Source organism: Klebsiella sp. GB_Kp047, assembly GCF_040065235.1.
Lineage (GTDB): Bacteria > Pseudomonadota > Gammaproteobacteria > Enterobacterales > Enterobacteriaceae > Klebsiella > Klebsiella quasipneumoniae.
The window spans coordinates 16,432-28,236 of sequence record NZ_JBEAJG010000037.1 but is presented as its reverse complement, the minus strand read 5'-3'; the positions used below and the strand labels follow the sequence as shown (position 1 = coordinate 28,236).

At 55.0% G+C, this 11,805-nt stretch carries 14 protein-coding genes; 10 read left to right on the top strand and 4 right to left on the bottom strand.

The features are described 5' to 3' along the window. Positions 1-4: 4 nt before the first annotated feature. Positions 5-469 carry a MarR family transcriptional regulator gene (locus ABLV76_RS16665; RefSeq protein ID WP_004204151.1) on the bottom strand — a complete coding sequence of 155 codons (465 nt, stop codon included), beginning with the start codon at positions 467-469 and terminating at the stop codon, positions 5-7. Positions 470-632: 163 nt separating this feature from the next. Next, positions 633-797, bottom strand: a complete 165-nt coding sequence (locus tag ABLV76_RS16660; protein WP_348878392.1) for a DUF1127 domain-containing protein — start codon at positions 795-797, stop codon at positions 633-635. Positions 798-974: 177 nt separating this feature from the next. Between ABLV76_RS16660 and ABLV76_RS16655 the strand changes: the two genes are divergently transcribed. Both ABLV76_RS16655 and ABLV76_RS16650 read left to right on the top strand, forming a co-directional pair. Continuing rightward, positions 975-2,387, top strand: coding sequence for a PLP-dependent aminotransferase family protein (locus tag ABLV76_RS16655; protein ID WP_004204148.1), 1,413 nt, complete (start codon positions 975-977; stop codon positions 2,385-2,387). A 304-nt stretch (positions 2,388-2,691) separates the two neighbouring features. Next, entirely contained in the window at positions 2,692-4,542 is a 1,851-nt protein-coding gene (locus tag ABLV76_RS16650; RefSeq protein WP_004204147.1) for a nuclease-related domain-containing DEAD/DEAH box helicase, read from the top strand. Positions 4,543-4,552: 10 nt separating this feature from the next. Here ABLV76_RS16650 and fosA read toward each other — a convergent pair whose 3' ends face one another. Both fosA and ABLV76_RS16640 read right to left on the bottom strand, forming a co-directional pair. Next, positions 4,553-4,972, bottom strand: a complete 420-nt coding sequence (gene fosA / locus ABLV76_RS16645; RefSeq protein ID WP_032418092.1) for a FosA5 family fosfomycin resistance glutathione transferase — start codon at positions 4,970-4,972, stop codon at positions 4,553-4,555. Further along, on the bottom strand, positions 4,966-5,874 hold the full coding sequence (locus tag ABLV76_RS16640; protein ID WP_032455484.1) for a LysR family transcriptional regulator: 909 nt from the start codon (positions 5,872-5,874) through the stop codon (positions 4,966-4,968). The genes fosA and ABLV76_RS16640 overlap by 7 nt, the downstream gene beginning before the upstream one ends. An 86-nt stretch (positions 5,875-5,960) precedes the next feature. Here ABLV76_RS16640 and ABLV76_RS16635 point away from each other — a divergent pair, with 86 nt between their 5' ends. The 8 genes from ABLV76_RS16635 to ABLV76_RS16600 all read left to right on the top strand — a co-directional run bounded on the left by ABLV76_RS16635 (position 5,961) and on the right by ABLV76_RS16600 (position 11,787). Next, positions 5,961-6,743 (top strand): NAD(P)H-dependent oxidoreductase, encoded by a 783-nt coding sequence (locus ABLV76_RS16635; protein ID WP_023319649.1) that lies wholly within the window; start codon positions 5,961-5,963, stop codon positions 6,741-6,743. Between the two features lie 141 nt (positions 6,744-6,884). Continuing rightward, positions 6,885-7,469, top strand: a complete 585-nt coding sequence (locus ABLV76_RS16630) for a TetR/AcrR family transcriptional regulator (protein WP_017899140.1) — start codon at positions 6,885-6,887, stop codon at positions 7,467-7,469. Positions 7,470-7,490: 21 nt separating this feature from the next. Beyond that, entirely contained in the window at positions 7,491-8,297 is an 807-nt protein-coding gene (locus ABLV76_RS16625) for a winged helix-turn-helix domain-containing protein (protein ID WP_032455482.1), read from the top strand. Continuing rightward, complete coding sequence (locus ABLV76_RS16620) at positions 8,294-8,812, top strand: FidL-like protein (protein WP_004204137.1); 519 nt, start codon at positions 8,294-8,296, stop codon at positions 8,810-8,812. The genes ABLV76_RS16625 and ABLV76_RS16620 overlap by 4 nt, the downstream gene beginning before the upstream one ends. Positions 8,813-9,257: 445 nt before the next feature. Further along, positions 9,258-9,536: a BMC domain-containing protein gene (locus ABLV76_RS16615; RefSeq protein ID WP_004182810.1), complete on the top strand. Its 279-nt coding sequence runs from the start codon at positions 9,258-9,260 to the stop codon at positions 9,534-9,536. Positions 9,537-9,553: 17 nt separating this feature from the next. Beyond that, positions 9,554-9,838, top strand: coding sequence for a BMC domain-containing protein (locus tag ABLV76_RS16610; protein WP_002442227.1), 285 nt, complete (start codon positions 9,554-9,556; stop codon positions 9,836-9,838). A gap of 12 nt (positions 9,839-9,850) precedes the next feature. Next, complete coding sequence (locus ABLV76_RS16605) at positions 9,851-10,129, top strand: BMC domain-containing protein (RefSeq protein WP_004146125.1); 279 nt, start codon at positions 9,851-9,853, stop codon at positions 10,127-10,129. Positions 10,130-10,182: 53 nt separating this feature from the next. Beyond that, positions 10,183-11,787, top strand: a complete 1,605-nt coding sequence (locus ABLV76_RS16600; RefSeq protein ID WP_101994389.1) for an acetaldehyde dehydrogenase (acetylating) — start codon at positions 10,183-10,185, stop codon at positions 11,785-11,787. Positions 11,788-11,805 lie beyond the last annotated feature (18 nt).

Below are 11,805 nucleotides of genomic sequence, written 5' to 3'. Positions count from 1 at the left end.
TGTGTTAGATCTTGTTATCTTCTTCGCGGATATTCCGCAAACGGCAGGCGATTTGATTTAACGTGGCGCTGAAGGTGACGAGGTCGGCCTCCGGGATGGTCTGGGTTACGCGCTCCTGATAGGTCTCGATCACGCGGCTCAGTTTTTCCAGAATAGCCCGCCCCTCGGCGGTCAGCGTCAGCAGGCGAATGCGTTTGTCATATGGCGATGTGGAACGCAACAGATAGCCCTGCTTTTCCAGTAATGAGAGGGTGCGCGTCAGCGGCGGCAGTTCAATTCCCTGCACCTCCGCCAGCTCGCTGACCGAGACGTTGTCCCCCAACTGATGCAGTTGCATCAGCACCGTCCAGCTGGACTGGGTGAGTCCCGTATCGGTGATAGCGGAGTCAATAATCGCGCGCCACTGGCGCACCACCATGGCCATCCGCATCCCCAGCGGGCGGCGGGCAAACAGTTCGTCTTCAGTCACAGCTTTTCCTCTCATTGTTGAGAAGAAAATAATACTTATCAGGGTAAGTATCAAGAAACGGAAGGTCACGTCGCATCAATTGATAAATTTCGTGAATGCTTCCCCGGCATCGCCAGCGCTTACCGGGGCAAAGAAGAAGTGATGCCTGAAAAAAAAGCACTTTTTAATTGATCTGATCCCGACGCAGGCCGATATCTTTCAGCTGTTCGTCGCTCATTTTCTGCAAAGCTCTGCGCATTTGCTCCTGAAGCCACCATTTTTTGACAAACCGTGCCAGCAATACGAAACCGATAAATGGCTGTCTTGCCCTGTTCTCATGAAATTCCATCCTCTACCTCCTCACCTTGCCAGAGACTTTATCTTCACGGATTTGGGGGGGAGGAATACAGATTCACAAAACACTTTTCTTTAACATACAGATTGGCTAAAACGTACAGCAGACCGCAATTTTTCCTGCCATCTGTACTGGTTATTCCATCTGTATGGCGACAATTAAGGATACAGCATGACCCGCTATCAACATCTTGCGACGCTGCTGGCCGAACGCATTGAACAGGGCCTGTATCGCCACGGCGAAAAGCTGCCGTCGGTGCGCAGCCTGAGCCAGGAGCACGGCGTCAGCATCAGCACCGTCCAGCAGGCCTATCAGCTGCTTGAGCAGCAGCAGATGATTGTGCCGCAGCCGCGATCGGGCTATTTCGTCGCCCCCCGCAAGGCCCAGCCGCCGGTGCCGCCGATGTCGCGTCCGGTGCAGCGTCCGGTGGAGATCACCCAGTGGGATCAGGTGCTGACCATGCTCGACGCCCGCTACGATAAAACGATCATCCCCTTCGGCGGCGGCTCGCCGGACGTGACGCAGCCAAGCCTGAAGCCCATCTGGCGCGAACTGAGCCGGGCGATCCAGCACAACCTCACTGAGGTGTTGAACTATGACGAATTGGCCGGGCGCCGCGAGCTGCGGGAGCAGATCGCCCGCCTGATGCTCGACGGCGGATCGGTGGTGACTGCCGACGATCTGGTGCTCACCAGCGGTTGCCACAGCGCGCTGTCGCTGGCCCTGCTGTCGGTGTGCCAGCCAGGGGACATCATCGCCGTGGAATCCCCCTGCTACTACGGCACCATGCAGATGCTGCGCGGACTGGGATTAAAAACGATTGAGATCCCCACCGATCCGGAAACCGGGATCAGCATCGAGGCCCTGGAGTTGGCGCTGGATCAGTGGCCGATCAAAGGGGTGATCCTGGTGCCGAACTGCAACAACCCGCTGGGATTTATCATGCCGGACGCCCGCAAGCGCGCGGTGCTGAACCTGGCCCAGCGCCACGATATCGTTATTTTCGAGGATGATATCTACGGCGAGCTGGCTACCGAATATCCGCGCCCGCGCACGATTCACTCCTGGGATATCGACGGCCGGGTGATGCTCTGCAGCTCCTTTACCAAAACCATCGCCCCCGGCCTGCGCATCGGTTGGATAGCGCCCGGGCGCTACTACGACAAGCTGCTCCAGATGAAGTACGCCGCCAGCGGCACTAACGTCCCTTCAACCCAGCTGGCGGCCTTTAACTTTATTCGCGAAGGCCATTATCACCGCCACGTGCGGCGGATGCGGCAGATCTATCAGCGCAATATCGAGATCTACACCTGCTGGCTGCGGGAGTTTTTCCCCTGCGGGATCTGCGTCACCCGGCCGAAGGGCGGTTTTATGCTGTGGGTGGAGCTCCCGGAGCAGGTGGATATGGTCTGCGTCGCCAAACAGCTGTGCCGGCTGAAGATCCAGGTCGCGCCGGGGTCGCTGTTTTCCGCGGCGGGCAAGTATCGCAACTGCGTCAGGATCAACTGCGCCCTGCCGCCGACTGAGAAACATAAAGCGGTGATGGTGAAGCTGGGGGAAGCGGTGAAGGTGGCGATGGAGTGAAGCTGCGGCATTCCCACAATCTGCGAGCCGGTAACCCGGAAAAGGCGCGGTAAGCGCGCCTCCGGGCAAGATATACGCTCTTTAAACATTCTAAAATCACTCTTACAAATACGAAAAACAAAACAATTCATATAAACAATATTTCATTATTATTGAATAACAATTTTTGTGGTGCAAAACCATAAATACCAATATATATTGGCCCATTCACAAATACATGGTGGCATTTTAAGTAATGCCGTTAAAAAGCATGACTATTAACTTTTAAAGTATAAGCGTAGTCATACAGTTAGCTGAGAGCAAAATGGCAACGATCATCCCAACCATCGGAAGCTGCGGTAACAAGATTACTGCCGGAGAAAAGCGTCTTGCGAGAATTTTTGAAAGCAATCTGAGTAGCGATTGTACTTGTTGGTATGACATTCCTACTGGCGAAAAACAAACACATCCTGATTTCATCATTCTGGATCCTCAGCGAGGGCTGCTTTTTATTGAAGTGAAGGACTGGTATATTTCAAAAATAAAATCCGCTAATAAAACACATGTGATATATGAAACATCAAATGGTGACATTTCTCTAACCCATCCCATAGAACAGGTCAGACAATATTCTTACGGCGCAATTAACTATCTAAAGCGGGACCCACAACTTCTTCAGGACAACGAAAAATATAAAGGACAATTTTGCGCCCCCTACGGTCATGGAGTCTACCTCAGTAATATTACACGTAAGCAGTTAGATAAATACTTTTCCAATAGTGATATTTTTCCTTCTGATATCGTGATTTGTAAAGATGAAATCACCGAGTTTATGTCATCTGAAGAAATATCATTACGCCTATTTTCTTTGGTCAAACATACATTTTCTAAAGAGATAAGTAATAAGCAAGTAGATCGTATACGTTGGCATTTATACCCTGAAATTCGCATCACCCACGCTCTCGATAAACCAGAGAGCTCTGCCAAATCAATATCTGTACTCCGAACGCCGAATATTATAAAAATAATGGATACTCAGCAAGAATTACTCGCCAGAAGCCTTGGTGAGGGGCATCGGATAATTCACGGCGTCGCCGGCTCAGGTAAAACCTTAATTCTCCTTTATCGTTGCCTACACCTGGCGAAAGATAATAATTTAAAGAAACCTATTCTTGTCGTGTGTTATAATATAATGCTGGCCCAAAAATTAAAATCTCTAATAAAAAGCCATCAACTTACGGTTCCGGTTGAAATTACCAACTTCCATGCATGGTGTTATAAGCAAGCAAAAATTAAAAATATTCTCCCTAACTCAAAGCAAAATTTTATAGAAAATCTTGAGCAAGCTGTTATTGCTGGTTTTCAAAATAAAACAATAGCAGCAGAACAATATAGTGCGGTATTAATTGATGAGGGGCATGATTTTAAACAGGATTGGCTAAAAATACTTTCTGGAATGGTTGATAGCGAAACTAACTATCTATTATTTCTATATGACGATGCGCAATCAATTTATCAGAAAAAAAGCTCACTTGATTTTACGCTTTCCAGCGTTGGTATCAAAGCTCAAGGGCGTACAACTATTCTTGACATCAATTATCGAAATACACAGCAGATTCTCCACTTTGCTACCAGCATTGCATTTGATTATTTAAATGATCATATTGAGGATAACTTTAAATATCATAAACCAGATGCTGGTGGACTTCAAGGCCAGGATCCAAATATGCTTATTTTTGATAACCACCAACAAGAAATCATCCATATAATTAAATGGCTAAAGCAACAACATCATACTGGTGTTAGCTGGAATGACATGGCTATATTATGTCCCTCGACCGCACATCTTTCTGCAATATTAGTAAAAGAGTTAAGGGATTCAAAAATCCCGCACTATTTTATAGCAAGCTCGGAAGATAAAAAACGCTACTCACCACAAAGCGATTTTTTGTCTATTATACCTTTGCCTAGTAGCAAAGGTCTCGAGTTTCATTCAGTCGCAGTGATAGATAGTTCAAACATAATGGGTAATAGCGATGATCTCAGCGACGAGATCAAGCGACTATATGTTGGTTTCACTCGGGCAACCAATAATTTGCTTGTGACTTTACATCAAAAAAATGTGCTCAGCAGACATTTAACCTCAACTTATAATCAAATCTATAACAATGCATAGTAGCCCCCTGTCACTCATCAAAAAACACCATCCCCTTATACGGCTGTTCGCGGCAGGCGGCCAGGCGCTGGGCGAGACTGCCGACGTGCAGCTCCAGCTTGTGGCCGTCGGGGTCGAGGAAATAGTGCGAAGCGCCTTCGCTACGGTTCAGCTTCCAGACCGCCACGCCGGCAACCTCAAGGCGGGCGGCGAAGCTAGCAAAATCGGCTTCGCTAATGCTAAACGCATAATGGGTGTAGTCGCTCTCCTCCGGCGGAGTGACACGCCGCTGCGGATCCAGCGACAGGCACAGCCACAGATCGCCGCAGGAGAGATAGGCGCCGCTGTCCCAGCGGGCGTGCAGCGTCATGCCCAACAGCTGCTGATAAAACGCCACGCTCGGCGCCAGCTGGCTGACCGCCAGGGTCAGGTGATTCAGTCCGCTCAGCATGTCTGTTCCTCCAGTGAATTCACAATGAACTGGCGCAGCCATTGATGCGCCGGGTCGCGGTGCCAGCGCTCGTGCCACAGCATCAGCATCTCAAAGCCGGCGACCGCCAGTGGCGGCTCGACGACTGCCAGCCCGCTCTGCCCGCGCACCAGCCGCTCCGGCAGCACCGCCACCAGATCGCTATTGCGCAGGGTCTCCAGCATAAACAGGAAATGTGGCACGGAAAGGACAACCCGCCGCGTCAGGCCAAGATTCGCCAGCGCGGTATCGGTCGCCGCGCTGAAGCCGCCTCCGTCCGGGGAGACGATCGCTTGCTCCAGCTGACAGAACGTTTCCAGGCTCAACCCTTGCCGCAGCACCGGATGCCCGGCCCGGCCCGCCAGCACGTAGCGCTCGCGAAACAGCAGGCGCTGATGCAGCCCCGGCGGCGCGCCCTCGCGGGTATGGAAAAAGAGATCCACTTCATCGCTGGCCGCCTGCTGCTCCAGCCGCGCCGGCTGGAGTTCGAATACCGCCAGCCGACTGCCGGGAGAGGCCTGCCGTAGCCTGCCCAGCATCGGCATGAGGGTCGCCGAAGCCATATAGTCCGTCGCCGCCACCCGCCAGGTCTCCGCCGCCGCGGCCGGATTAAAAGGTGCCACCGGCGCCACCGCCTGCTCCAGCGCGGCTAACGCAGCGCGCAGCGGCTGGCGAAGCTCATCGGCGCGGGCGGTGGGCTGCATGCCGCGCGGGCCCGGCATCAGCAGCGGGTCGGCGAACATCTCCCGCAGCCTGGCGAGTTGAATACTGACCGACGGCTGCGACAGATTCAGCCGCTGCGCCGCCCGGGTAACGTTATTTTCACTGAGCAGCACGTCGAGCGTGCGCAGCAGATTGAGATCCAGACGATGTAAATTAATCACAGCTATACCTGGGATTTAAGTAATTAATTTCTACTATAGCGCCAGCTTTCCTACTCTGCAGCTCTTCCCACTTCAGAGGTGATGTTATGAAAGTACTGCTGATTTACGCCCATCCGGAACCGCGCTCCCTCAATGGCGGACTCAAAAATTTCGCCATCCGTCATCTGCTGCAGGCCGGTCATGAAGTCCAGGTCTCCGATCTCTACGCCATGCGCTGGAAGGCCGGGTATGACGCCGACGACAGCGGCGCGCCGCCGGTCGGCGAGTTCTGGCGTCCTACCCTGGACTCTAAACAGGCCTTTGCCCAAGGTACTCAAAGCGCGGATATCGCCGCCGAGCAGGAAAAGCTGCTGTGGGCCGATACGGTGATTTTTCAGTTTCCGCTGTGGTGGTTCTCGATGCCCGCGATCATGAAAGGCTGGATCGACCGGGTGTACGCCTGGGGGTTTGCCTATGGCGTCGGCGAGCACAGCGACCGCCACTGGGGCGATCGCTATGGGGAAGGCACCTTCGTCGGCAAGCGAGCGATGCTGATCGTCACCGCTGGCGGCTGGGCGGAACACTATTCACCGCGCGGGATCAATGGCCCCATCGACGACATTCTGTTCCCCATTCAGCACGGTATGCTGTTCTATCCCGGTTTCGAGGTGCTTCCGCCGCTGGTGTTTTACCGCACGGACAAAACCGATGCCGCGCAGTTCGCCGACCAGTGCGCCACCCTGGCCGAGCGGCTGGACACGCTGTGGCAAACCGAGCCCATTCCATTTCGCCGGCAAAATCATGGCGACTACCTGATCCCATCGCTAACGCTGCGTCCGGAGCTGGCGCCGGGGCAAAGCGGCCTGGCGGTGCACCTGGCAACGAAATAAACCTCAACGCGATAGCCCTTCCGGGTTATCGCTTTCATTAATATGACAATTTGTGAGCCTCCACGCATTAACGGCATCCCGTCGCGCGAAGCTGCCTCTCATATTGATAGCGATCAAAAATAATCATACCGTCTGGTCGGTATGATTCCGGCCATGAACATGGAAGCCCAGCATCGTAAAAAAGATCCCGTCCGTCTCCACCGTCAGCTGCTTGAATCGGCGGCGATGATTGCCGGCCGGGACGGTATCGCCGCCCTGTCGCTGAACGCTGTCGCCCGCGAGGCTGGGGTCAGCAAAGGCGGCCTCCTGCACCATTTTCCCAATAAGCAGGCGCTGATTTTCGCTCTGTTCGCCAGGCTGCTGGCGATTATGGAAAAGGCGATTAGCGAACTGATGGCCGCCGATAACATCGCTTACGGACGCTTTACCCGGGCCTATTTGCACTATCTGTCCAATCCGCAGTTGACGGACACGCACGAAAGCCGTCAGCTGATGGTGCTGTCGCTGGCGATGCCGGACGAACCGGTGCTGCGAAAATGCTGGCGCGACTGGATGCTGGATCATCTGGCGCAAGGCGATGCGCTGGATAACGGCCCAACCGGTACCCTGGTACGCTACGCCGCCGACGGTATCTGGTTATCGGAGCTGACCGAGGGGCGCACCATGAGCAGCGAACATCGCCAGTCGCTGGTGAACGATCTGACCAAAATGACGCTTCCCGCATGAAGCGAATAGAGTGAGGCCGCGATGCGCTACAACATCAATGCCCGTCTCATTTATGATGCAACAGACGGCACGCTAACCCTGCCCGGCAGCGATGAACCAGATAGCCAGCTATCCATCACCGCCAGCGCGCTGCTCTATTTTTTTCTCCGCCATACCGGCGTGGTCAGTCGCGATGAAGTGTTGAAAAAAGTCTGGGACGATAACGGCTTAACTTCTTCCAATAGCAACCTCAACCAGTATCTGAGCATGCTGCGCAAAACTTTCCGCCACTACGATATCGATAACATTATCGTCACCGTGTCGCGCGGCATGCTGCAGCTGAATCAGGATCTCAGCATCGAACTGCTCGACGCCGGGCCGGCGCTGGCCGATGTCGCCAGCCCGGCCGCGCCGCCTGGCGAACCCGCCGGGGCAGGAAGGGAAACCATACCGCCTGCCGCTTCACCACACGCGCGCGGAATGTGCTGGTATCTGGCCGGCGGCTGCCTGCTGGTCATCGCCCTGCTTCTGGTGGCATTCACGTTTGCCGGAACCCACGTCGCCCGGCCAATTAATCTGACGCTGATGAACCACAGCCAGTGCGAACTGCTCGCCAGCGATGAAATGCTGCGTTCGGTCTCGGCGACGGCCTACGGGAAGAATTTTGATGAGGTGCGTCAGCGGCTGAAGCTCAGCTGCAAGCCGGGGGAGCGTTTTGTTTTCTTCTATGGCGACCGGCTGGAGACCAACGGCCTGGGCCGGGTATTTCTCGCCCACTGCGCGATGCACGAAGACAACCCGTTTAGCTATTGCGATAACTACTTTTACTACTCCTGGAAGCCGCAATGAGACTCGCGCCCCGCACCTTTTTCGCCCTCTCTGCCCTCGCGTTTATCGCCGCCGCCGGGTTTAGCGCCTGGCGCCTGCTGCCGGATGCCAACGACGGCGTGATGAGCTGCTCCACCAAAGCGATCATGCGTTTTGAAAACATGGAAAAAGAGAATGTGAACGGCAATATCCATTTTAATTTTGCCGCCAATGGCAACGGGTCGATGGTAGTGGAAGGCTATACCGATTCTGCCGCCGGCTGGCTCTACCTGCAGCGTTACGTCAAATTCAGCTACACCAGCCAGCGCATCTCGGCGACCGAGCGCCACTACCGCATCAAGAAATGGGAATCCAGCGCCTCGTCCATCGATGAATCGCCGGATGTCATCTTCGACTATTTCATGCGCGAGATGTCCGACAGCCACGACGGCCTGTTCCTCAATGCGCAAAAGCTTAACGACAAAGCTATCCTGCTGAGCTCTATCAACTCACCGCTCTACATCTGCACGCTGAAGTCCGGCAGCACGCTTAATTAACCCGTCCCCCCTGTACCACTGCGAGGAAAATGCGCCCTCGCTCACGCTCCATTAATGCCCCTTTTCCCTGGATGCTAAAAGCGCACGTTTTGCATTTAGCTTCGACGCGAGAACTTGAGCATACCCACAATTATCACGCGGCTATATTACCAACCGCAGGCAAGTAATTAGCATCTTATTAACATTCATCTCCCGCCGATAAAGAGCCTAAAAAAGCGCCATATCATCATAAAAATCAATACGCACAAAACAGAATGAAAATATAAAAAGAAGTCTAAATAAGGCTAAATTGCAGAACAAAACACTAAAATATTCATCTACACGGATTTAAATTTCACTTCCCTCCCCATTCCCTATAGTGAACCCCGAACGCCGCTTCCGCGTGTTGATGCCGTTACGCGGACGGTTTTCCCGAATCACAAAACCTGTTCTGGAGGAGATCACGATGGGTGATGCATTGGGGCTTATCGAAACCAAAGGTCTGGTGGCCTGTATTGAAGCAGCGGACTCGATGTGTAAAGCCGCCAACGTCGAACTGATCGGCTATGAAAACGTCGGCTCCGGCCTCGTCACCGTGATGGTGAAGGGCGACGTCGGCGCAGTAAAAGCGGCGGTGGATTCCGGTGTGGAATCGGCGCAGCGCATCGGCGAAGTGGTGACCTCGCTGGTCATCGCGCGTCCGCATAACGACATCAACAAAATCGTCATTAAACACAAGGCCTGAAGGCCAGGAGAACGCAAATGGGTGATGCATTAGGTCTGATTGAAACCAAAGGTCTGGTGGCCTGCATTGAAGCAGCGGATGCGATGTGTAAAGCCGCCAACGTCGAACTGATCGGCTATGAAAACGTCGGTTCCGGCCTCGTCACCGCGATGGTGAAAGGCGATGTCGGCGCGGTGAAAGCGGCGGTGGATTCCGGCGTCGAATCGGCCCAGCGCATTGGCGAAGTGGTGACCTCGCTGGTCATCGCCCGTCCGCATAACGACATCAACAAAATCGTCTCGCATTACAAAATTGCGGACTAACGGAGAAACCTGATGAAAGAAGCGCTTGGTCTTATCGAAACCAAAGGTCTGGTGGCCTGTATTGAAGCCGCGGACGCGATGTGCAAAGCCGCCAACGTCGAACTGATCGGCTATGAAAACGTCGGCTCCGGCCTCGTCACCGCGATGGTGAAAGGCGACGTCGGCGCGGTCAACGCGGCGGTCGACTCCGGCGTGGAAGCGGCGAAACGCATTGGCGAAGTCGTCAGCTCTCGCGTCATCGCGCGTCCCCATAACGACATCGAAAAAATCGCGGCGCAGCACAAAGCATGACCTGACAGGGCACGCCCCGTCCCCACTCTTTTCGTCTGATGAAGGATAGACTCATGATTGAACTGGATAACGATTTGCAGTCCCGGCAGAACGCCCGGGAACTGGTGCGCAACGCCAAAAAAGCGCAGGCAATGCTGGCCACCTTTTCGCAGCAGCAAATCGACGCCATCGTGAAAAACGTGGCCCAGGAAGCAGCGCACCACGCCGAAGCGCTGGCGAAAATGGCCGCGGAAGAGACCGGTTTTGGCAACTGGCAGGACAAAGTGCTGAAAAACCGCTTCGCCTCGCTGCGCGTCTACGACGCCATCAAAGATTTGAAGACCGTTGGCATCATTCATGACGACCCGGTAAAAAAAGTGATGGACGTGGGCGTGCCGCTGGGCGTGATTTGCGCGCTGGTCCCCTCAACTAACCCAACCTCTACGGTTATCTACAAAGCGCTGATCGCCCTCAAGGCCGGTAACGCCATTATCTTCTCCCCGCATCCGGGCGCGCGTCAGTGCAGCTGGAAGGCGATTGAGATCGTCAAACGCGCGGCGGAAGCGGCCGGCGCGCCGGAGGGCTGCGTTGACGGCATCACCCAGCTGACCCTCGAAGCCACCTCAGAGCTGATGCACAGCAAAGACGTTTCGCTGATCCTCGCCACCGGCGGCGAAGGCATGGTGCGCGCGGCCTACGCGTCCGGCACCCCGACCATCAGCGGCGGTCCGGGCAACGGCCCGGCATTTATCGAACGCAGCGCCGATATCCACCACGCGGTGAAAGATATCATCACCAGCAAAACCTTCGATAATGGCGTGATCTGCGCCTCCGAGCAGTCGATCATCGTCGAAGGCTGCATTTATGATGAGGTTCACCGCGAGCTGGAAGCGCAGGGCGCTTACTTCATGAATGAAGATGAAGCGGCGAAAATGGCGGCGCTGCTGCTGCGCCCGAACGGCACCATCAACCCGAAAGTGGTCGGTAAAACCGCGTTGTACCTCAGCCAGATGGCCGGCTTCTGCGTCCCGGCCAGCACCAAAGTGCTGATCGCCGAGCAGACCACCGTCTCACCGAAAAACCCCTACTCGCGCGAAAAACTGTGCCCGGTACTCGGTCTGTACGTGGCTGAGGACTGGAAAGCCGCCTGCCACCGCGTGGTAGAGCTGCTGACTAATGAAGGGCTCGGCCATACGCTGGTGATCCACACCCGCAACCAGGACGTCATCCGCCAGTTCAGCCTCGAAAAACCGGTCAACCGCATCCTGATCAACACCCCGGCGGCGCTCGGCGGCATCGGCGCCACCACCAATATCTCCCCGGCGCTGACCCTCGGCTGCGGCGCGGTCGGCGGCGGCTCCAGCTCCGACAACGTCGGCCCGATGAACCTGCTCAATATCCGCAAAGTCGGCTACGGCGTGCGGTCGATTGACGAGCTTCGCGCGCCGGGCAGCCGCCCTGAGCCACAGCCGACCATCGTCACGCCGGCGAGCGATCCGCAGCGCAGCATTCTTGATGACGTGCGTTTCAACGCTCCGGCCAGCGCTGCGCCAGCACACCCGGCAGGCAGCGATGACCGCTTCGCCAGCCCAGGCGCCGCAGCGAATGCGGAAGGCGCAATCAACGAGCAAAACGTGGAACGCGTTATCCGCCAGGTGCTGGAGCGCCTTGCTAAGTAACGCACTGATATAAGGCGA